The sequence below is a fragment of the Rathayibacter sp. AY1C7 genome, assembly GCF_002931865.1.
Taxonomy (GTDB): Bacteria; Actinomycetota; Actinomycetes; order Actinomycetales; family Microbacteriaceae; genus Rathayibacter.
This window is the reverse complement of sequence record NZ_PSWB01000022.1, coordinates 25168-45011: the sequence shown is the minus strand read 5'-3', so window position 1 is coordinate 45011 and position 19844 is coordinate 25168. Positions and strand designations below refer to the sequence as shown.

Here is a 19844-nt window from a genome sequence, read left to right as displayed (position 1 = left end):
GACGCGTGTTTCACCCGCGGAGGCCGAGTCGAGCGGGTACCGCACACTCGTGCGGACTCTGACGACGCAGGCCCCGGTCGGCGTCATTAACACATAAGGAAAAGAAATGCCTACTGGCACCGTTAAGTGGTTCAACTCCGAAAAGGGCTTCGGCTTCATCGCTCCCGACGACGGAGGCGCCGACGTGTTCGCGCACTTCTCCGCCATCGCGAAGCAGGGCTACCGCGAGCTCGTCGAGAACCAGCACGTCGAGTACGACGTCGAGCAGGGCCGCAAGGGCCCGCAGGCCGCGAACATCCGCGGCGTCGGCGAGTAATCTCCGACTTCCGACGCCCCGTCGACCAGGATCCCCGGATCCAGTCGGCGGGGCGTCCGTCGTTGACAGGGTGATCCCGCCCTCGGCCGGCGGAGGCGAAACCCGTGTCACCCCTCCGGGTCGCAGGATCGGTATCCTCTCCGAGGCGGCTCCCGAGCTCACGGAGCCCGCGACGCCGTCCGGGACTCCGGCGCGTCGGCACCACTTCACGGCGGAGACAATGGGACGACTGATCTACGGACCGCAATCACTCGAGATCGACTTCGAGGACCGGCTCCTCGCGCACCTCAAGGTCGCGATGTTCACCAAGATGCGGCGGAACGAGTCGTTCAGCCTCTCCTGGAGCGAGCCTGAATCGTCCGGCTACGGCCGCAGCTCCGTCTGGGTGCACCCGACGACTCCGCTGCACTTCCGGTTCCACGGCAGCAAGCGGCCGTCGCTCAACCGCCTGTGGATCGAGCAGTTCATCGCGAGCGCGAACAACACCGGCGAGATGACCGTGGTGCCGGAGCCGGCCGAGGGCTCCTGACCCGCGACGCTCCTCAGACCACGAGCGGCCGGGCCGTGTGCACGAGCTCCTCGTGCGGCAGGGCCCCGAGGCGCTCGGCGATCTCGGCACGGGCGCCCGCGTCGACCGACGCCCGGGCGTGCTCCTGCGGCCGCAGTGGCGTGAGGGTGACCAGGTCGGCGTGACCGGTCGCCAGGTCGAGCCGCTCGGGCAGGCCGGGGCTGCGCAGGCCCAGGAGGACACCGACGGTGCCCTGCTCGTCGGTCCAGGCGGGCGGCGCCGCGACGTTCGCGAGCCGCGCCGTGTCGAGGGAGCTGCGGCAGCACACCCCCTGCAGGGCGGCCCGTCGGGCGGCCTCGTACAGCAGGCGGAAGTGCCAGTGGTTCCAGAGCTCGGCGGTGGGGACGCCGCGGACGGCGGACGTCTCGAGGCACAGCTCGAGGCCGAGACCGGTCCCGGGATGCGCGAGCCGGTCGAAGGGATCGCTCAGACCGTCGGTCGCGAGCACCACCGAGGCGCCGCGGTCCACGCGCAGGAACGCACGGTGATCGGTGGGCCAGCGCGCGCCGCCGCGGACGCCCGGGTCCTCGGTCGAGACGACGACGGTGCGATCCAGCGCACCCACTCCGCGCCAGGCGTCGGCCCGGTCCTCCGCCACCGCCTCGGCCAGCGCCCGCCTCTCGTCCTCGGTCCATCGGACCTCACGAGTGCGGTTCAGGAACAACGACATGGGACTCCCCGTCCGCGCGACCGGCGTGCCGCGCTCCCGGAACGCTACGGCGCCCACCCCTGCTCCTCCTCCGAGCAACCGGAACGCCAGCTGTGTTTGTTGCGCGGCGGTCCCCGCCCGCCGCGGCGCGGTCGGCTCCCAGGAGTGGCCGGGCAGGTGGAGCGGGTCGCGTCCGGCTACGCCGAAACGCTGGAACGCGTTTCGACGGTTCGCCTCCGGCGGTGTTCACTCCCGCGGCGGTCCCCGCCCGCCGCGGCGCGGTCGGCTCCCAGGAAAGGCCGGGCAGGTGGAGCGTGTCGCGTCCGGCTACGCCGAAACGCTGGAACGCGTTTCGACGGTTCGCGTCCGGCGGTGTTCGTTCCCGCGGCGGTCCCCGCCCGCCGCGGGAGAAGGCTCAACCCAGCGGGTTGATGCCGTTGGTGCGCCAGCGCTCGTCGGCGAGCTGACCGGGGGTGCCGGCGCTCGCGTTCTCGCCCAGGGGCTCGCCGCCCTCGACCGCGTCGGCGCCGAGTGCGGTGCCGGCTCCCTCGGCGGTGCTGCCGGGGGGAAGCAGGCCCTCCTCGTCCTCGCGGGGGCCGACCTCGTCCTCGGGGGCGTTCTCGGAGCCGCTCTCGCTCATCGGGTCGTAGCCGTGGTCCGGGTCGCGGCTCTCGTCGGCCGTCGTGTTCTCCTCGACCTCGGCGTCGGCGGGACGGACGTCGTCGGCCTTCTCCGCATCGGTGGATGGGGTGGCCTCGAAGCCTGCGAACTCGGGGCTGTCGTCTGCGCTCATGGCCGCCACGGTAGCACCGGGCCCGCGGGCACCGGAGGGGGTTCCGCCGGGCGCCCGCGACGCCTCCGCTCAGCGGCCACGCCCTAGGCTCGGGGGGCTGGCACGGACGACGGGAGCGACATGCGACGACTCGGGTACGACAGGTTCGGCGGGCCCGATCTGCTCTCGTGGCGGGAAGCGCCGGTGCCGATGCCGGGTCGCGGCGAGGTCCTGGTGCGCACGCGCGCGGCGAGCATCAACGCGACCGACGAGAAGATCCTGTCCGGCTCCGCGCGGATCATGGCCGTCGGCCGCTCCCGTCCCTACGGGTTCGGGCTCGACATCGCCGGCACCGTCGAGGCGCTCGGCCCGGGGTCCCACTCGGTCGCGATCGGCGACCGAGTGGTGGGGATGACCCGCGACGGCGACGCCTTCGCCGACGCGTCCATCGCGCGCAGCCGCTCGCTCGTCCCGATGCCCGACTCCCTCGGCTTCGTCGAGGCCGTCACGCTCGCCATGTCGGGCGGCACCGCGGTGGGCCTGGTGGACGCACTGCACGTGCGCGCCGGCGAGCGCGTCCTCGTCAGCGGCGGCTCGGGAGCCATCGGCGATCCGACGATCCAGCTGCTGGTGCGGGCGGGCTGCACGGTCGCGGCCACCGGCTCGGCCGCCTCCGCCGACCTCCTCCGCTCGCTCGGCGCCGAGCCGCACGACTACCGCGCGCTCGACCTCGGGGTGCTGGGCGGCCGCTTCGACGTGGTCGTCGACGTCTCCGGCCACCTGCCGGTCGACGACGCGGCGATCCTCCTGGCCGAGGGCGGGCGCATCGCGACGCTGGTGCCGAGCGGTCCGGCGCTGGTCTCGCAGGCGACGGGCCTCGTCCGCCGCGACCGCCCGCGGGTGCGCAACATGATCGTGGTGGCGACGGCGGAGCGGATAGGGCGCGCGGTCTCGCTCGCCGCCTCCGGCGAGCTGCGGCCCCGGCCGGGCGCCGTGCATCCGCTGGGCGACGTCGTCGACGTGCTGTCGCGCCGAGCGACCGGAGCCGACCGCACGATCGGCAAGATCGTCTTCACCGCCGGCGACTCGGCTCCGCTGAGCTGACCTCCGGCTCCTCCTCCTCGGCCGGTCGGCCGAGGGAGAGCGTGGCCAGGAAGCCGACGGCGAGGAACCCTGCGGCGGCGAAGGCGGCGTAGCGGGTGCCGTCCGAGAACGCCTCGCCCGCCGCCCGGGCCGCGTCGGCGGTGGCCGGTGAGGCGGCCAGCCCGGCGATCGCCGCACCGGAGGAGTCGACCACCGCGTCGACGGTGGTCGCCACCTGCTCCGCGGGGAGGCCCTGCTGCTCGAGCGAGGTCGTGAGGACCCCCGCGGTCGAGGTGTAGAGGATCGTCCCGAGCACGGCGATGCCCAGCGCCGAGCCGATCTGCCGTGCGGTCGACTGCGTGCCCGAGCCCTGCCCGCTGAGCTCGACGGGAACGTCCCGGAGCACGACCCCGGTCAGCTGCGCCGTCGCGAGGCCGACGCCGAAGCCGTAGACGGCGAGGAACGGGACGAGGGCCCACCACGGGGTGGAGTCGGAGACGACCAGGCCGATGCCCGCGACTCCGACGATCTCGGCCGCGAGGCCTACCCGCACGATCAGCACCGGCGCGACCCTGTTTCCGAAGGCGCCGGCGAAGCCCGAGGCGACGAAGGAGCCGAGCGCGAGCGCGAGGAGCACCAGGCCGGTCTGCACGGCCGTGTAGCCGAGGACGCTCTGGAGCCAGATCGGCAGCGCCAGGATGATCCCGAACTCGCCGAGGGAGACGATCATCGCGGCGAGGTTGCCGTTGCGGAACGAGGCGAGGCGGAAGAGCCCGATCGCAAGCATCGCCGAGCGCCCGGCGCGCTCACGGGCCCGCGCCCAGAGGACGAAGGCGACCCCGGCGAGCACCGCGACGGCGAACGCGATCGGGACCGGCGAGAGGCCGAGCGGCCAGCTCCAGCCGCCGACGCTCAGCCGCTCGTCGACGCCCCACCAGCCGAGGGTGCGCCCCTCGATGAGGGCGAACACGAGGGAGGCGGAGGCGATGATCGAGAGCGCGGCGCCGACGAGGTCGACCCTCCGCCCGTCGGGCTGCCGCGACTCGTCGACGAACAGCAGCGCTCCGACCACGATGATCACGCCGAGCGGGATGTTGATGCCGAACGCCCAGCGCCAGGAGAAGTCGGTGGTGAGCCAGCCGCCGAGCAGCGGGCCGACCGCGGTCATGCCGCCGATGGTCGAGCCCCAGACGGCGAAGGCGATGGCGCGCTCGCGCCCGCGGAAGGTGGCGTTGATCAGCGAGAGGGTCGTCGGCAGCACCATCGCTCCTCCGACGCCCTGCACGACCCGGGAGAGGATCAGCAGGTCGCCGGTCGGAGCGAGGGCCGCCGCGACGGAGGAGAGCGCGAAGAGCGAGACGCCGACGATCAGCATGCGGCGCCGGCCCCAGCGGTCGGCGAGGGTGCCGAAGACCAGCAGGAGCGCGGCGAACACGAGCGTGTACGACTCCTGCACCCACTGCACCTGGGTCGAGGTGATCCCGAGATCGGCGACGATCGACGGGATGGCGACGTTGACGATGGTCGAGTCGACGATGATCGTCGCCACTCCGAGGCTGATGACGACCAGCCCGATCCACTTGCGGTTGCGCACGACGCTCTCCTCCGACGATTTAGTAAGCCAGCTGACTATATGCCCTCGGAGGGCGCCGTGTCGAAGGGAGGGCCTGGAAGATTAGCGGGAGGCGGGCGCGGCGACAAGGGCGCGAAGCTCCCGGAGCCGCCCGGTCAGGATGGACGCATGCCCGCATCCCCCCGTTCCTTCCCGTATCCCCTCGGCGTCTCCCTCCGCGGCGACGCCGGCGCCGACGTCGCCGTCTACTCCGAGACCGCGGACAGCGTCGAGGTCTGCCTCTTCGACGAGTCCGGAGCAGAGACCCGCGTCGCCCTCACCGAGCGGACCGGCCACGTCTTCCACGGCCTCGTCCCCGAGATGGGCATCGGCACCCGCTACGGACTGCGCGTCGACGGCCCCTGGGACCCCGCCAACGGCCTCCGCCACAACGCCGCCAAGCTCCTCCTCGACCCGCACGCCACCGCGATCGAGGGCTCGTACACCTGGTCCGAGGACGTCTTCGGCCAGTTCTACGAGGACGCCGACTCCCGCAACGACGCCGACTCCGCGCACGCGGTCCCCCGCTGCGTCGTCACCGACCCCGACTCCTTCGACTGGAGCGGCGACACCGCGCCGCGCATCCCGCTCGAGGAGACCGTCGTCTACGAGGTGCACGTGAAGGGCTTCACGAAGCTGCACCCCGACGTGCCCGAGGACATCCGCGGCACCTACCGCGGCCTCGCGCACCCCGCCGCGATCAAGCACTTCACCGACCTGGGCGTGACCTCGGTCGAGCTGCTCCCCGTGCACCAGTTCGTGCAGGACTCGCACCTCGAGGAGAAGGGCCTGCGCAACTACTGGGGCTACAACTCCCTCGGCTTCTTCGCGCCGCACAACGAGTACTCGCACGCCGGGGACGACGGCTCGCAGGTCGACGAGTTCAAGGCCATGGTCAAGGCGTTCCACGAGGCCGGCCTCGAGGTCATCCTCGACGTGGTCTACAACCACACCGCCGAGGGCAACGACAAGGGCCCCACCCTCTCGTTCAAGGGCATCGACAACGGCTCCTACTACCGACTGGTGGAGGAGGACCGCGCGAACTACTTCGACACCACCGGCACCGGCAACAGCCTCAACGTCGCGCACCCGGCCGCGCTCGGCCTGATCATGGACTCGCTGCGCTACTGGGTGACCGAGATGCACATCGACGGCTTCCGCTTCGACCTCGCCACCACCCTCACCCGCCAGACCGGCGAGGCCGAGGTGCACAGCGCCTTCCTCGACCTGATCGCGCAGGACCCGGTGCTCGCGCCCGTCAAGATGATCGCCGAGCCGTGGGACACCGCCGGCTACCAGGTCGGCGGCTTCCCCGCGGACTGGTCGGAGTGGAACGGGAAGTTCCGCGACGACGTGCGCGACTTCTGGAACGGCGCCGACTCGGTGCTCGGCACGACCGCGCAGCGCGTCCTCGGCTCCCCCGACGTGTACGAGGCCGACCGCCGCTCGCCGGTCTCCAGCATCAACTTCGTCACCGCGCACGACGGCTTCACCCTCGCCGACCTCACCGCGTACTCGCGCAAGCACAACGCGGCCAACGGCGAGGACAACAACGACGGCGAGAGCGACAACCGCTCCTCCAACAACGGCGCCGAGGGCCCGACCGAGAACGAGGCGGTCAACGAGCGCCGCGACCGCATGCGCCGCAACTTCCTCGCGACGCTGCTGCTCTCGGCCGGCGTGCCGATGATCCTGGGCGGCGACGAGATCGCCCGCACGCAGGGCGGCAACAACAACGCCTACTGCCAGGACGACGAGATCTCGTGGTTCGACTGGGAGAACGCGGACCGCGAGCTGCTCGCCTTCACCCGCGAGCTGATCGCCCTCCGCGCCGCGGAGCCGGCGCTGCGCCCGAAGTGGTTCCGCCGCGCCCCCGGCGACGGCGGCCCCGACACGGTCGACATCCTCCGCTCCGACGCGCAGGGCTTCGCCGACGAGGACTGGGACAACCCCGACGCCCGCTCGATCACCTTCGTGTTCGAGCACGAGGGCAGCGCGAGCTTCGCCCTGCTGCTGAACGCGGCGGAGAACGGCGTCGAGTTCACCGTCCCCGAGGCGCCCGGCGCCGAGTGGACGCTGGCCGCCTCGAGCGACCCGGAGCAGGTCGTCGAGGGCGAGGTCACCACGCTGATCGTCCGCGACGGCTCGTTCACGCTGCTGCGCTCGGCCTCCTGATGACCGGCCGGACCCCGCGGCTCCTCCGCTTCGGCGGGCGCATCGCGGGGTTCGGCACGTCCTCGGGCACGAGGATCGTGCTGGGCCTCTGGGAGGACACCCCCTTCGGCCCGTTCGCCGACGCGATGGTCGAGGACGGCGACGGCCACCGCCTCCTGATCGCACCGACCCGCGAGGTCGCGGACTTCATCAGGTCGACGTACTCGTTCGACGAGGTGCGGATCGCGCCGGTGTCGTGGCGGAGGATCGCGGGCGGCCTGTCCGTCGCGGCCGGACCGCTCGCGGTGCGCCTGGAGCTCGGCGGTCTCACTCCGCTCGGCCGGCTGCTGCGGATCGTTCCGCGACCGCTCGCCGAGCACCCGGCATGGCTGACCGCGATCTCGCCGGTCGCCTCCCTGCTCGTCCGCGGGGTCAGTACGGCCGGGTCGGCCGGGCACGGACGCCGCGAGTACTACGGCGTGCGGGCGATCCGCCGCGTCGAGGGCGTCCACGCCGTGCTGGCGGAGGAGGACATCGGCCCGCTGCGCCCGCTCTCGCCGCCCGTGCGGTTCGGCTTCTCGTCGGCGCCCGCCGCTCCGGCGATCGTCGACGTCACCACCACCATCGCGCTCCCGCGCGAGGGGACCACCGCGCTCCGGCGCGACCGAGAGAGAGGAGCCGCCTCGTGAAGAAGGGCGACAAGATCAGCTGGAACACCTCGCAGGGCGAGACCCACGGCGAGCTGGTCGAGAAGAAGACGAAGGAGTTCCAGTTCGAGGGGCAGAAGTTCAACGCCTCGGACGACGAGCCCTACTGGATCGTGCAGAGCGACAAGACCGACGCGAAGGCCGCGCACAAGGAGTCGTCGCTGACGAAGAAGTGAGCGGGCGCACGCCGAGCGGCTGCGGGCCGGGCTCCGGATCGACTCCGGGGCCCGGCCCGCACCCGTCTCACGCGATGCGGATGAGCTTCTTGTTCACGAACTCCTCGAGGGCCGGGCGGCCCATCTCGCGGCCCGTGCCCGAGCGCTTCACGCCGCCGAAGGGAAGCTCGGCCGCGTCGCCGAGGACGAGGTTGATCCACACCATCCCCGCGTCGATCCGGTCCGCCAGGCGCAGGGCCTGCTCCTGATCGGTCGTGTAGAGGTAGGAGCCGAGGCCGTAGGGGGTGTCGTTCGCGAGGGCGATCGCCTCGTCCTCGTCGCGGACGCGGTAGAGCGCGGCGACGGGGCCGAAGAACTCCTCGCGGTAGGCGTCCATCTCGGGTGTGACGCCCTCGAGCACGGCGGGCGGGAAGAAGTTGCCGGTCACCTCGCCGCTGGCGCGGACGGTGGCCCCCTGCTCGCGCGCGGCCGCCAGCTGCGCCTCGAGGCGCTCCGTCGCGGCGGAGGAGGAGAGCGGGCCGAGGAGGGTGCCCTCCGCGAACGGATCGGCCGGCTGGGCGCGGGTGAACGCCTCCGTGAACTTCTCGGCGAACGCGTCGTACAGCTCGTCGATCACGATGAAGCGCTTCGCGGCGTTGCAGGACTGGCCGTTGTTGTCCAGGCGCGCGGCGACCGCGTCCTCGACCGCCTTGTCGAGGTCGTCGGTCGACAGGAGCACGAACGGGTCGGAGCCGCCGAGCTCGAGCACGACCTTCTTCAGGTGTCGGCCCGCGAGCTCCGCGACGGCCGCGCCGGCCCGCTCGGAGCCGGTGACGGAGACGCCCTGGACCCGGGGGTCGGCGATGACGGTCGCGGCCTGCTCGTTCGTGGCGTAGAGGTTCACGTAGACGCCGGCGGGCGCACCCAGCTCCTCGGCCGCGGTGCGGAACATGTCGGCGATGGCGGCGGCCGACTCCGGGCACTGCGGCGCGTGCTTGAGCAGGATCGTGTTGCCCGCGACCACGTTCGGGCCGGCGAAGCGGGCCACCTGGTAGTAGGGGAAGTTCCACGGCATGATGCCCAGGAGCACGCCCAGCCCGGCGCGGCGGATCAGCGCGGAGCCGGTGCCCTCGGCGAGCTCGATCGGCTCGTCGGCGAGGAAGGCCTCGCCGTTCTCGGCGTAGTAGCGGTAGATGTCGGCGGCGAAGCCGACCTCGCCCTGCGCCTGGTCGAGCGGCTTGCCCATCTCGCGGACGATGATCGCCGCGAGCTCGTCGGCGCGCTCGACGTGCAGCTCTGCCACCCGGGCGATCAGCGCCGCGCGGGTCGCGACGGGCACGGTCCGCGACCACGAGGAGTACGCGTCCTGCGCCGAGCCGATCGCCGCGGTCAGCTCGGCGTCGCCGAGGGTCGGGTACGCGCGGAGGGTCTCGCCCGTGGCCGGGTCGATCACGGCGTAGTGGGTGCTCATGCGGGCTGTGCTCCTTCGCTGCGGGGGGCCGGTGCGGTCGCGCCGTCCTCGTCGATGATCTCCTGTGCCAGGCGCCTGCCGACGCGGATGGCGCCGTCGACGTGCTGGTAGCCCTCGGCGGCGAGGTCGCTCGTGCCGAAGCGGAGCGGACCCACCGGCTCCAGCTGCAGCGCGCCGTACCGGGTCAGCCCGCCCAGGTCGAAGCTCGCGGCGTACGCGCCCTGCGTCCACTCCTCGGACGCCCAGTCGCTCTCGTAGTAGACGACCGGATCGAGTGCGGCCGGGCCGAAGTAGGCGGCGAGCGAGTCGAGGATCGCGGCCTTCCGCTCCGCCTCGTCGAGCGCGAGCACGCGGTCGGCCTTCTCGTCCGAGACGAAGCCGACCAGGGTGCCGCGCTCCTCCCCGTGGTTCGAGTTGTCGTAGGCCTCGTGGACGAGCGAGTGCGGACTGAACGCGGTGCCGGAGAGGCCGTCGGCGCGCCAGAAGGGCGTGGCGTACGTGGCGTGCACCTTGATCACGAGGCCGAGCGACTGGTGCTGCAGGGCCTGCTGCCGCAGGCGCGGGAGCGGCGGGTCGAACGAGATGCGGCCGACGAGGTTCGGCGGCACGGCGATGATCGCGCGGCGGGCGCGGAGGACGGCGCCGTCGGCGCGCACCTCGACCCCGTCGTCGCCGTGGCGGACGGAGCGGACCGGGTGCCCGAGCAGGACGCGCTCGGCGCCGAGGCGCTCGGCGAGCCGCTCCGGGACCTGCTGGAGGCCGCCGATCACGCGCTTGTCGAGGATGAAGTCGGCGTCGACCAGGTTGCTGAAGCTCCCCGCGCTCGCGGCCATGAGGAGCGCCTGGAGGAGGGAGAAGGCGTGCGCCGGCTTGGTGAGCATGGCGTCGGCGAGGAAGAGGGCGATGTTGGCCCGTGCCTCCTCGTCGTCGCTCTGCTGCTCCAGCCATGCGGCGAAGGTGATGCGGTCGTAGTCGCGGGCGAGCGGGTGCGTCCACGGCGCCGCCGGATCCGTCTCGGCGACGAGGCGGTCGAGCACCTCGATCAGACGGAAGATCTCGGACTCGGTGCGCTCGCTCCCCGGGAAGATGTCGCCGGTGAAGCGGCGAGCGGAGCCGTCGGCGCCGATGTAGACGCTCTCGCCCTCGCGGTAGCGGGAGTAGGTGCCGAGGCCGAGCTCGTCGAGGGTCTCGAGGAGCGCCGTCTGGTCCGGCGAGACCCACTGGCCGCCGAGCTCGAGGAGCTGCCCGTCGACCACGCGGGTCTCGAGCCGCCCGCCCACCCGCTCGCGCGCCTCGACGACGACGACGTCGAGGCCGTGCTGCTGCAGCCGGAGCGCCGCGGTGAGTCCGGTGGCACCGGCTCCGATCACGACGACGTCGTGCTCGCTGGGGGACATGACTTCTCTTTCCGTCGGTGATCGCGGGAGTGGACGCGCGAATACGGACGATCCTGTCACAGAAGCGGAGGAGAACGTCAGTGAGTGCGCACGATGGAGGGTGGACTCGAAGCGCTCTCCACCGAACTACATAGGCATGCTATATTGTTTCTCGTGCCCGATTCCAGTGCCCCCGTGCGTCTCGCCTCCGCCGCCACCGCCCTCACGCGGTTCGCGGGCCGGGCGAGCGGCGCGACCGGGCTCGGCGCGCAGTCCGGAGCCGTCTGGTCGACGCTCGCCGAGCTGCGCACCGCCTCCCCCTCCCGCCTCGGCGAGCTCGCCGAGCGGGTCCGCGTCACCCAGCCGACGATGACCGGCATCATCGCCCGTCTCGACGAGGCCGGCTGGATCCGCCGCGTCCACGACGCCGGCGACGGCCGCGCCTGGCTGATCGAGGGCACTCCCGCCGGCTTCGACGCCCTCGCCGAGCACCGGCTCCGCCTCGAGGCCGCTCTCGCCCCGCTGTTCGAGGACCTCGACGAGGACGACCGCCTCGCCCTCGAGCGCGCCGCGACCCTCGTCGAGGCCCGCGTCGCCCGCATCGCCGGCACCCCCGTCCCCTCCTCCCCCGAGAAAGGCTCCACGCCGTGACCACCTCCCCCCACTCGCCCGCCCAGGGCTCGATCCTGAAGCAGCCGCTGGCCGTCTGGGCCGTCGCCTTCGCCGCGGTGATCGCCTTCATGGGGATCGGCCTGGTCGACCCGATCCTCCCGGCCATCGCCGAGAGCCTGCAGGCGACTCCGACCGAGACCTCGCTGCTCTTCACGAGCTACCTCGTCATCACCGGCGTCGTGATGTTCTTCACCAGCTGGCTCTCCAGCCGCATCGGCGCCAAGAAGACCCTCATGATCGGCCTGGTGCTGATCGTGGTGTTCGCCGCGCTCGCCGGCACGGCGGGCAGCGTCGAGGGCGTCATCGGCTTCCGCGCGGGCTGGGGCTTCGGCAACGCACTGTTCATCTCGACCGCACTGTCGACCATCGTCGGCGCGGCGAGCGGAGGCTCCTCCGCGGCGATCGTGCTCTACGAGGCCGCGCTGGGCATCGGCATCGCCATCGGCCCGCTGCTCGGCGGGCTCCTCGGCAGCGTCTCGTGGCGCGGCCCGTTCTTCGGGACCGCCGTGCTGATGGCCGTCGGCTTCATCGCCATCGCGACGCTCCTGCGCGAGGACGGCCCGAAGCCCGCTCCGACTCCGCTCTCGGCGCCCTTCGCGGCCCTCAAGGTCCCGGCCATCCGCACGCTGGCGGGCGCCGCCCTGTTCTACAACATCGGCTTCTTCGTGCTGCTCGCCTACACGCCCTACCCGCTCGGGCTGGACGAGATGGGCCTCGGCTTCACGTTCTTCGGCTGGGGCCTGGGCGTGGCGGTCACCTCCGTGTTCGTCGCTCCGCTGCTCACCCGGCGCCTCCCGCGCACCGTCGTGCTGCGCTCGGTGCTGCTGCTGCTCGCGCTCGACCTGATCGCCGGCGGCCTCGTGATCTCGTCCCGTGTCGGCCTGATCGTCTGCATCATCGTCGGCGGCCTGCTGCTCGGAGTCGTCAACACGGTGCTCACCGAGTGCGTGATGGAGGCGACCGACCTGCCCCGCTCCGTCGCGTCGTCCGCCTACTCCGGCGTCCGCTTCCTCGGCGGCGCGATCGCCCCGCCCGCCGCCTCCGCCCTGGCCGCCGCGATCTCGCCGGCCTTCCCGATGTACGCCGCGGCCGGAGCCGTCGCCGTCGCCGCGCTGATCGTGCTGCTCGGACGCCGCACCCTGGCCCGCGCCGACGCCCACGAGCCCGAGCCCGAGCTCGAGCTCGTCGAGGCGCAGGCGATCACGCTCGGCGAGTGACGCGCCCGGCGGGCTTCAGGGGCCCGCCGAGGCGTCACGAACGGTCGTCATCCGGGCAGGATGACGACCGTTCGTGACGCCTGGACGCGGTCGAGCGGGAGGGGCGCAGGATCCGACCTGTGGAGAACCGGTTCACGAGGATCGGGAGGCGGGACAGTGGCCGGATGCACGATCCCTCGCCGCTTCCGATCGGACTCCGCGGCCGCGCCTTCACCGTCGCTGACGCTCGCGCGAGCGGTCTGAGCCGCGGGCGGCTCCGCAGCTCCGACCTCCACCGGCCCTTCCACGGCGTCCGCACCGCCGACCCCGACCCCGACCTGCGCCTGCGCGCGCAGGCGCTCCTCGCGCTGGTCGGTCCGGAGGCGCTCCTGAGCCACGTGACGGCGGCGCGGCTCTGGCCGCTCGACCTCCCGCCCGCCGCTGCGGACGAGCCGGTGCACGTCAGCGTCCGCCGGCCGGGACGCGCTCCCCGGCACCGGAACGTCGTCGGCCACGCCCTCGCCGATCCCGACGTCCGCCGCGTCCTCCGCCGCGGACTCCCCCTCACCGATCCGGCCTCGCTCTTCTGCCATCTCTCCGCGCTCCTCGAGCCGGACGACCTCGTCGCGGTGGGCGACGCGCTGGTGCGCACGCCGGTCGTCGGCGATCCGGCGGATCAACGGCCCTGGGTGCCGCTGCCCGACCTGCGGGAGCGCGTGTCGGCCTTCCGCGGTCGGGGCTCGGTGCGACTCCGCGCCGCGCTCGCTCTGGTGCGCGACGGGGCGGAGTCGCGGCAGGAGTCGCGGTTCCGGCTCGCGTCCGTGCAGGCGGGGCTCCCGGAGCCGGTGCTGCAGGAGCCGCTGTTCGACTCCGACGGGGTCTTCGTCGGGCGGCCGGACGGCTGGTACCCCGCGGAGCGGGTCGCGTGGGAGTACGAGGGCGACGATCATCGCACCAGCAACCGGCGCTTCGCGCGCGACCTCGGCCGCTACGACGACCTCGCCTCGATCGGGGTCCGCGTCGTCCGCATCGTCGGCGCCGAGTTCGTCCCCCACCCCGAGCGCTCCGTCGAGCGCCTGCGACGAGCGCTCGCGGAACGATCCCCGCATCGACGACCGCCGAGGGGTCACGAACGGTCGTCATCCGAGCGGGATGACGACCGTTCGTGACGCCTCACGGGAGGGCGCGCGCTCAGGAATCAGGGCGCGACCTCGAAGAGGCGCGGGCGCAGCGCGGACGTGCGCGGGTCGGCGGCGCAGGCGGCGAGCGCCGCCGCGAGGACGCCGCGGGCCGGGTGCGGCTCGCGGACGTACACGTCGACGCCGGCGGGCGTGAACGGCGTCCGGGCGAAGCGGGTGAGGGCCCAGCCCGCCTCCTCGTCGGCGGCGACGAACGACCAGCGGCTGCGGGCGAGGAGGGTCAGCGGCTCGACGCCGCGCCAGCGGAAGCCGGACGGATCGTGCGGGTCGGGGGTGTCGATCCCGACCACGTAGTGCGAGCGCGTGCGGCCGCGCCAGCTGACGATGTCGCCGATCCCGCCGGTCGGGAGCGGCGCGTACGTGATCGCCACCCCCGACCGCGAGCGCCAGAGCGGCAGCGAGGAGCCCCGGACGAACCAGGTGCCGCTCGCGAGCGCTCGGGCGTCGATCATCGGAGAGCGTGCTTGATGTTGGTGCGGGCCAGCGCGACGGCCTCGCCCGCTCCTCCGTTCATCACGATCTTCGAGACCGCCAGCGCGAAGCCCTTCACCTGCGCGCCCGTGATCGTGGGCGGGAGCGAGAGGGCGAGCGGATCCGTCACCACGTCGACGAGGACCGGGCCGCCGTCGGCGAGCGCCGAGCGGAGGGCCTCCTCCACGTCGCGCGGGTCCTCGACGCGGATGCCGCGGATGCCGATCGCCTCCGCCACCTTCGCGTAGTCGACCATCGGCACGTCGACGGCGAAGTCCGGGAAGCCGTCGACCAGCATCTCGACCTTCACCAGCCCGAGCGTGGAGTTGTTGAACACGACGATCGTCACGGGCAGCCGGTAGGCGGCGACCGTGACCAGCTCGCCCATCAGCATCGAGAGCCCGCCGTCGCCGCTCAGCGAGACGACCTGGCGACCGGGGTGCGAGAGCTGCGCGCCGACCGCCTGCGGCAGTGCGTTCGCCATCGAGCCGTGCATGTACGAGCCGAGCAGGCGCCGCTTCCCGTTGGGGGTGATGTAGCGGGCCTGCCAGACGTTGCCCATGCCGGTGTCGGCGGTGACGATCGCGTCCTCGGAGAGCAGGCCGTCGAGCGTGGAGGCGACGAGCTCGGGGTGGATCGGGCTGCGCGTGCCGACCTCGGTGTACTTCCCGACGACTCCGGTGACCAGCTTCTCGTGCTTCTTCAGCGTCTTGTCGAGGAAGCGGTGGTCCTTCCGCTGCACGAGCGGGGTCAGCGCGGTGAGGGTCGCCGCCACGTCGCCGTGGACGGGGTGCGCGACGCTGACGCGGCGACCGAGCTTCGAGGCGTCGCTGTCGACCTGAGCGATCACCACCTTCGAGGCGTCGGGGAGGAACTGCTCGTAGGGGAAGTCGGTGCCGAGGAGGAGGAGCAGATCGGCGTCGTGAATGCCGGCGTGCGCCGCTCCGTAGCCGAGGAGGCCCGTCATGCCGACGTCGTAGGGGTTGTCGTACTGGATCCACTCCTTGCCGCGCAGGCTGTGCCCGACGGGCGCGCCCACCAGCTCGGCGAAGGCGACGACCTCGTCGTGCGCGTTCTGCACTCCGGCGCCCGCGAAGATCGCGACGGTCCGCGCCTGGTCGATCGCGGCCGCGAGGGCGCGGACGTCGGCGTCGGCGGGGACCAGGACGGGCGTCGACGGCAGCACGAACGCGGGGAAGCCGTCCACCGCCTCCAGCTCGGCGATGTCGCCGGGGAGGGTGACCACGGCGACTCCGCGGAGCGCCACCGCGCTGCGCATCGCGGCGTTGACGACCCGCGGGGCCTGGGCGGCGGTCGAGATCAGCTCGCGGTAGTTCGAGCACTCGACGAAGAGCCTGTCCGGGTGCGTCTCCTGGAAGTAGGACGAGCCGATCTCGTTGCTCGGGATGTGGCTCGCGATGGCGAGCACCGGGGCGGAGGAGCGGTGCGCGTCGTAGAGGCCGTTGATCAGGTGCAGGTTGCCGGGGCCGCAGCTGCCGGCGCAGACGGCGAGGCGCCCGGTGAGCTGCGCCTCCGCGCCGGCGGCGAAGGCGGCCGCCTCCTCGTTGCGCACGTGGATCCAGTCGATGCCTCCCTTCTCGGAGCCGCCGCTGCGGCGCACCGCGTCGACGATCGGATTCAGCGAGTCGCCGACGATCCCGTAGATGCGGGAGACGCCGGCGTCGATGAGCTGAGCGATGAGCTGGTCTGCGACCGTCTTCTGAGCCATGACCCCATTCGACCGGACCGGGCTGAGCGTCCGCTACTCCGGAAAGTGGAGATCCGGATCGGGTGCATCCCCCTCGGGACGGATGCCCTGCACCTCTAGCCTGGGAGTCGTCACAGGAACACCTCCGTACCGCTGATCCCGGGAGTCGCCATGAACCGCCGCAGAACCGCCCTCGTCCTGGCCGCCGGCGCGGCCCTCGCCCTCGGCCTGACCGGCTGCTCGGGCCTGAACGGCCTGATGGGAGGCGAGACCCGCGACGACGAGACCGGGGAGATCACCGAGGGCGGGACGACCGACGTCTTCCAGCTGCGCGTGGGCGACTGCCTGAACGGCGAGCTCAGCGAGGAGGCGACCGAGGTCACCGACGTGCCGACCGTGCCCTGCACCGACCCGCACGTCTACGAGGTGTTCCAGAACCTGACGATGGCCGATGCCGACGAGTACCCGGGCGAGTCCGTCGCGACGGAGCAGGCCGAGACCGACTGCGTCACGGCGTTCGAGTCGTTCACCGGGATCGGCTACCAGGACTCGGCGTACGACTTCAGCTACTACTACCCGACCGCCGAGAGCTGGGGCACGGGCGACCGCACGATCAACTGCATGATCACCGACCCGAACGGGCCGAGCACGGGCACGCTGGCGGGCGTCGCGGCCTGATCGCGATCCCCGCGCGCGGTGGTGCCGGTCCCGCCGAGCGCTCCGCGCGCGGCTCGGGTCAGTCGCGGTCGCGCGCGGGGAACAGGCGCAGGAGCAGGCCGGAGCCGATCCAGACCACGGCGATCCCCGCGACGAGCCAGGAGGCTCCGAGGCCGGACGCCGCTCCCGCCAGCACGGCGCCGACGGCCGCGGCGGCGGAGCGCAGCCCCGCGCCGATCGTGAACACCTGCGAGCGGACGGCGGCGGGGCTCTCCTGGTCGCGCAGCAGCAGCATCGCCGCGTTCGAGGGGGCCGTGAAGACGCCCGCGACCGCGAAGGCGGCGATCGCCACGACGACGCCCAGGTCGGGGACGGCGACCAGGAGGACGGCGCCGGTCGCGATGTAGGCGGCGCCCATGGTCCACGCCGGCGGACGGCGGGTCCAGCGGCGAGCCGCCACGGCGAGGGCGCCGAGCAGGCCGCCCACGGCGAAGGCGGTCAGGATCCACGCGGCGGCGTCGGTGCTGCCCAGCCGCTCCACCGAGAGGCTGATCGCCGCGACTCCCGCCGCTCCGCCCGCGACCTGGCTGAGCGTGCCCGCCGAGGTGACCACCGCGATCGGACGGTGCCGCACGAGGTGGGTGACGCCCGCGACGATCGTCCGCAGCACGCCGACGGTCGGCGCCGGACGAGCCTCCATCGCCAGGCCGAGCGACCCGACGACGCCGATGAGGGCGAGGACCGCCATGGCGAGCATCGCGGTCCGCGCTCCCCCGACTCCGACCGCGAGGCCCACGATCGCCGGCCCGCTGATCGAGGCGACCGTGTACGAGAGCGAGTCCTGCGCGTAGGCGCGGCGCGGCTCCGGGATGGCGCTCGTGACGAAGCTCGACATGCCGCCCATGTAGACGGGCGTCGCGAGCCCCGCGAGGAGCAGCAGCAGCACGATGAGCGGCGTCGGCACCTCGCCGAGGAAGGCGGCGACCGCGAAGGCGACGGCGGTCGTGAGCGCGGCGCCGACCAGGAGCCGGCGGGGGCGGCGGACCCGGTCGAGCACCGTGCCGACCAGCGGCGCGGCGATCACGGCGGGGAAGAGCGCCGCTCCGGTCAGGGCGCCGCCGAGCGCGACGTCGCCGAGACGCTCGACGGCGAGGACGGGGAGGGCGACGACCATGCCGGCGCTGGCCAGGCGGAGGGGGATCGACGCGGCCTGGTAGCTGACCGCGCTCATGCGGGACCGGGGATCGACATCACCTCCGATGGTGTCACGGCTGCGGGACCGGGTCGGCCGGGGAGGCAGGCCACCGGCGTCCGAGCGGCCTGCGGAGCCTGCCCTAGGCGATCGGCGTCCGCGCCGCGAGCTCGGCCGCCGCCGCGACGCCCAGGCGCCAGGGCGCGCCGTGGCCGGGCAGGAGTGTCCGCGCCCCGGTCCCGGCGAGGACCCGCAGCGAGTCGAGGGACTGCGCCGTGTCGGCGGTGGCGGCGCGCGCGACCAGGTGCGGGCCGGTGCGCGCGGAGTAGGGGTCGAGCGTGACCAGTGCGTCTCCGTCGATCACCGCGTCGCGCTCGGGCAGGTGCAGCGAGACGTGCCCGTCGGTGTGCCCCGGAGTCGCGAGCACGCGGGGCGATCCGGGCACGTCGAGCACCGCTCCGGCGGTCAGCGGCAGGGTCCCGTGCACGGGCGGCACCGCGAGCGCGCCCGCACGGGCCATCGCTCCGAGCACCGGGATCGCGGAGGGGTGCAGCAGCGGGTACACGAACGGGGTGCGCTGGCGGCGGTAGGAGTAGGGCTGCGCGGCGAGCGGCTGGTCGGCCACGTGCAGGTGCACGGGGACGCCCCGCCGGACGAGGCTGCGGGCGACGCCGAGGTGGTCGACGACGGTCAGCCGGCCGGCCTCCTCGATCAGGTAGAGGTTCGTCCAGGCGTGCTCGAGCCGGTGCACCCCGGGTGCGACGTCCCGGTGCAGGCTCGCGCCGCCCCCTCGCCGCTGCTGCCGGCCCTGCTGCTCGCGCTGCTGCTGCTCCATCGTGCTCCCGCCCCTCCGGGCCCGCGCCCGATCGCGACGACGCTACGAGCGTCTGCGACGGATCGGACAGGGCGTTGACGGCGGGGGTCCGCGTCGTGCAGGGCTCAGCGGCGCCGCCCGCGGAGGGCGAGCTGCACCGCGGCGAGCAGGAGGAGGACCGCGAAGAGGATCCCGGACACGCGCGCCGGCAGGAGGAAGGAGAGCGCCACTCCGGCGAAGGAGAACGCCGTCGCGGTGAGCCCGACCACGAGGCCCGCGCGCACGTCGAGCAGGCCGCGCCGGGCGTTCGCGATCGAGCCGGTGACCGCCGTGGGGATCATCGCGGCGAGCGAGGTGCCCTTGGCCAGGAGGTCCGCGAGCCCGAAGGCGCCGACCAGGACCGGCACGGCGATCGCTCCGCCGCCGATGCCGAAGAGGCCGGAAGCGACGCCCATCCCGATGCCGAGCCCCGCGAATCCGGGCCACACGCCCCAGCCCTCGGCGACGTCGCCGGTGTCGTTCGAGCCGAACACGGCCATCCGCACCGCCGCGGCCACGAGCAGCGCCACGAACATCCAGCGCAGCACGCCCAGAGGCAGCCGCGCGAGCAGCCAGGATCCGGCCACCGCCCCGAGCATCGCCGCAGCCGCGATCACCGCCGCCGGGACCCAGGCGACCTGGCCGGCGAGGGCGTAGCCGAACGCTCCGGCGACCGAGGTCGGAGCGATCGCGAGCAGCGAGGTGGCGGAGGCGCGGCGCTGGTCCATCCCGGCCCACGCGATCAGCATCGGCACCATCACGATCCCGCCGCCGACGCCGAACGCGCCCGACAGGGTCCCGCCGACCGCGCCGATCAGGGCCAGGACGAGCAGGGCGCGCGGGCGCATGCGCGCGGCCGTCCGATCGGGGAGGGGCGCCTGCGGGGCGGTCGCGTCGGTCACGGCTCCATGCCACCACAGCACCGGGCCGAGGGCGAATCGACGGGCGTCGACCGCGTTCCTGAGAGGACCGGCCCGGCCCGGCCCTCCTCTCTGGCAGTTGCCTGGGCGGGGCGGATCCGACCGTGACGTTC

At 73.2% G+C, this 19844-nt stretch carries 20 protein-coding genes; 10 read left to right on the top strand and 10 right to left on the bottom strand.

The features are described 5' to 3' along the window. The first annotated feature begins 106 nt into the window (after positions 1-106). Together C5C69_RS12340 and C5C69_RS12335 are read left to right on the top strand one after the other, a co-directional pair. Positions 107-316 carry a cold-shock protein gene (locus C5C69_RS12340; protein ID WP_055786246.1) on the top strand — a complete coding sequence of 70 codons (210 nt, stop codon included), beginning with the start codon at positions 107-109 and terminating at the stop codon, positions 314-316. Between the two features lie 220 nt (positions 317-536). Then, positions 537-845, top strand: a complete 309-nt coding sequence (locus C5C69_RS12335; RefSeq protein ID WP_104226101.1) for a hypothetical protein — start codon at positions 537-539, stop codon at positions 843-845. 13 nt (positions 846-858) lie between these two features. On the opposite strand, the gene C5C69_RS12330 is transcribed toward C5C69_RS12335, so the two are convergent. Together C5C69_RS12330 and C5C69_RS12325 are read right to left on the bottom strand one after the other, a co-directional pair. After that, on the bottom strand, positions 859-1554 hold the full coding sequence (locus C5C69_RS12330) for a hypothetical protein (RefSeq protein WP_104257992.1): 696 nt from the start codon (positions 1552-1554) through the stop codon (positions 859-861). A 394-nt stretch (positions 1555-1948) separates the two neighbouring features. Then, on the bottom strand, positions 1949-2326 hold the full coding sequence (locus C5C69_RS12325) for a hypothetical protein (protein ID WP_104314845.1): 378 nt from the start codon (positions 2324-2326) through the stop codon (positions 1949-1951). Between the two features lie 120 nt (positions 2327-2446). Between C5C69_RS12325 and C5C69_RS12320 the strand changes: the two genes are divergently transcribed. Further along, positions 2447-3409, top strand: a complete 963-nt coding sequence (locus C5C69_RS12320) for an NADP-dependent oxidoreductase (RefSeq protein WP_104257991.1) — start codon at positions 2447-2449, stop codon at positions 3407-3409. Here the strand turns inward: C5C69_RS12320 and C5C69_RS12315 are convergent. After that, a complete protein-coding gene (locus tag C5C69_RS12315) occupies positions 3378-4982 on the bottom strand; it encodes a DHA2 family efflux MFS transporter permease subunit (protein WP_104257990.1) in 1605 nt (534 codons plus the stop codon). The two genes, C5C69_RS12320 and C5C69_RS12315, sit on opposite strands and share 32 nt — an antisense overlap. A 147-nt stretch (positions 4983-5129) precedes the next feature. Here C5C69_RS12315 and glgX point away from each other — a divergent pair, with 147 nt between their 5' ends. From glgX to C5C69_RS12300, 3 genes are read left to right on the top strand one after another with little or no spacing between them, the layout of a single operon-like run. Then, positions 5130-7175 carry a glycogen debranching protein GlgX gene (glgX, locus tag C5C69_RS12310; protein WP_104233047.1) on the top strand — a complete coding sequence of 682 codons (2046 nt, stop codon included), beginning with the start codon at positions 5130-5132 and terminating at the stop codon, positions 7173-7175. Then, complete coding sequence (locus C5C69_RS12305; RefSeq protein ID WP_104257989.1) at positions 7175-7843, top strand: hypothetical protein; 669 nt, start codon at positions 7175-7177, stop codon at positions 7841-7843. Before glgX ends, C5C69_RS12305 begins: the two co-directional genes overlap by 1 nt. Next, positions 7840-8037: a DUF2945 domain-containing protein gene (locus C5C69_RS12300; protein ID WP_056866275.1), complete on the top strand. Its 198-nt coding sequence runs from the start codon at positions 7840-7842 to the stop codon at positions 8035-8037. Before C5C69_RS12305 ends, C5C69_RS12300 begins: the two co-directional genes overlap by 4 nt. Positions 8038-8104: 67 nt before the next feature. Here C5C69_RS12300 and C5C69_RS12295 read toward each other — a convergent pair whose 3' ends face one another. Continuing rightward, positions 8105-9487: an NAD-dependent succinate-semialdehyde dehydrogenase gene (locus C5C69_RS12295; protein WP_104257988.1), complete on the bottom strand. Its 1383-nt coding sequence runs from the start codon at positions 9485-9487 to the stop codon at positions 8105-8107. Beyond that, positions 9484-10884, bottom strand: coding sequence for an NAD(P)/FAD-dependent oxidoreductase (locus C5C69_RS12290; protein ID WP_104257987.1), 1401 nt, complete (start codon positions 10882-10884; stop codon positions 9484-9486). Before C5C69_RS12290 ends, C5C69_RS12295 begins: the two co-directional genes overlap by 4 nt. A 153-nt stretch (positions 10885-11037) precedes the next feature. Between C5C69_RS12290 and C5C69_RS12285 the strand changes: the two genes are divergently transcribed. The 3 genes from C5C69_RS12285 (at position 11038) to C5C69_RS17020 (ending at position 13900) form a co-directional block, all read left to right on the top strand. Beyond that, positions 11038-11514, top strand: coding sequence for a MarR family winged helix-turn-helix transcriptional regulator (locus tag C5C69_RS12285; RefSeq protein ID WP_160035382.1), 477 nt, complete (start codon positions 11038-11040; stop codon positions 11512-11514). Beyond that, on the top strand, positions 11511-12752 hold the full coding sequence (locus C5C69_RS12280; protein ID WP_104257985.1) for an MFS transporter: 1242 nt from the start codon (positions 11511-11513) through the stop codon (positions 12750-12752). The genes C5C69_RS12285 and C5C69_RS12280 overlap by 4 nt, the downstream gene beginning before the upstream one ends. Positions 12753-12916: 164 nt before the next feature. Then, positions 12917-13900, top strand: coding sequence for a hypothetical protein (locus tag C5C69_RS17020; protein ID WP_104257984.1), 984 nt, complete (start codon positions 12917-12919; stop codon positions 13898-13900). A 29-nt stretch (positions 13901-13929) separates the two neighbouring features. Here the strand turns inward: C5C69_RS17020 and C5C69_RS12270 are convergent, their stop codons facing one another. Together C5C69_RS12270 and C5C69_RS12265 are read right to left on the bottom strand one after the other, a co-directional pair. After that, entirely contained in the window at positions 13930-14382 is a 453-nt protein-coding gene (locus C5C69_RS12270) for a hypothetical protein (RefSeq protein ID WP_104257983.1), read from the bottom strand. Beyond that, positions 14379-16130, bottom strand: coding sequence for a pyruvate dehydrogenase (locus C5C69_RS12265; protein WP_104257982.1), 1752 nt, complete (start codon positions 16128-16130; stop codon positions 14379-14381). The genes C5C69_RS12270 and C5C69_RS12265 overlap by 4 nt, the downstream gene beginning before the upstream one ends. Before the next feature lie 150 nt (positions 16131-16280). Here C5C69_RS12265 and C5C69_RS12260 point away from each other — a divergent pair, with 150 nt between their 5' ends. Beyond that, positions 16281-16787, top strand: coding sequence for a septum formation family protein (locus C5C69_RS12260; protein ID WP_104226088.1), 507 nt, complete (start codon positions 16281-16283; stop codon positions 16785-16787). Between the two features lie 58 nt (positions 16788-16845). On the opposite strand, the gene C5C69_RS12255 is transcribed toward C5C69_RS12260, so the two are convergent. From C5C69_RS12255 to C5C69_RS12245, 3 genes are all read right to left on the bottom strand, one after another. Continuing rightward, complete coding sequence (locus C5C69_RS12255; protein WP_104257981.1) at positions 16846-17997, bottom strand: MFS transporter; 1152 nt, start codon at positions 17995-17997, stop codon at positions 16846-16848. A gap of 103 nt (positions 17998-18100) precedes the next feature. Further along, entirely contained in the window at positions 18101-18793 is a 693-nt protein-coding gene (locus C5C69_RS12250) for an MBL fold metallo-hydrolase (protein WP_104257980.1), read from the bottom strand. A 104-nt stretch (positions 18794-18897) separates the two neighbouring features. After that, positions 18898-19713, bottom strand: coding sequence for a sulfite exporter TauE/SafE family protein (locus tag C5C69_RS12245; protein WP_104233037.1), 816 nt, complete (start codon positions 19711-19713; stop codon positions 18898-18900). Between the last annotated feature and the right edge of the window lie 131 nt (positions 19714-19844).

Bases quoted from the DNA above. Each gene is read 5' to 3' on its own strand.
- C5C69_RS12340 (WP_055786246.1), top strand. From the start codon at position 107: ATGCCTACTGGCACCGTTAAGTGGTTCAACTCCGAAAAGGGCTTCGGC.
- C5C69_RS12335 (WP_104226101.1), top strand. From the start codon at position 537: ATGGGACGACTGATCTACGGACCGCAATCACTCGAGATCGACTTCGAG.
- C5C69_RS12330 (WP_104257992.1), bottom strand. From the start codon at position 1,554: ATGTCGTTGTTCCTGAACCGCACTCGTGAGGTCCGATGGACCGAGGAC.
- C5C69_RS12325 (WP_104314845.1), bottom strand. From the start codon at position 2,326: ATGAGCGCAGACGACAGCCCCGAGTTCGCAGGCTTCGAGGCCACCCCA.
- C5C69_RS12320 (WP_104257991.1), top strand. From the start codon at position 2,447: ATGCGACGACTCGGGTACGACAGGTTCGGCGGGCCCGATCTGCTCTCG.
- glgX (WP_104233047.1), top strand. From the start codon at position 5,130: ATGCCCGCATCCCCCCGTTCCTTCCCGTATCCCCTCGGCGTCTCCCTC.
- C5C69_RS12305 (WP_104257989.1), top strand. From the start codon at position 7,175: ATGACCGGCCGGACCCCGCGGCTCCTCCGCTTCGGCGGGCGCATCGCG.
- C5C69_RS12295 (WP_104257988.1), bottom strand. From the start codon at position 9,487: ATGAGCACCCACTACGCCGTGATCGACCCGGCCACGGGCGAGACCCTC.
- C5C69_RS12290 (WP_104257987.1), bottom strand. From the start codon at position 10,884: ATGTCCCCCAGCGAGCACGACGTCGTCGTGATCGGAGCCGGTGCCACC.
- C5C69_RS17020 (WP_104257984.1), top strand. From the start codon at position 12,917: ATGCACGATCCCTCGCCGCTTCCGATCGGACTCCGCGGCCGCGCCTTC.
- C5C69_RS12270 (WP_104257983.1), bottom strand. From the start codon at position 14,382: ATGATCGACGCCCGAGCGCTCGCGAGCGGCACCTGGTTCGTCCGGGGC.
- C5C69_RS12265 (WP_104257982.1), bottom strand. From the start codon at position 16,130: ATGGCTCAGAAGACGGTCGCAGACCAGCTCATCGCTCAGCTCATCGAC.
- C5C69_RS12260 (WP_104226088.1), top strand. From the start codon at position 16,281: ATGAACCGCCGCAGAACCGCCCTCGTCCTGGCCGCCGGCGCGGCCCTC.
- C5C69_RS12255 (WP_104257981.1), bottom strand. From the start codon at position 17,997: ATGAGCGCGGTCAGCTACCAGGCCGCGTCGATCCCCCTCCGCCTGGCC.
- C5C69_RS12250 (WP_104257980.1), bottom strand. From the start codon at position 18,793: ATGGAGCAGCAGCAGCGCGAGCAGCAGGGCCGGCAGCAGCGGCGAGGG.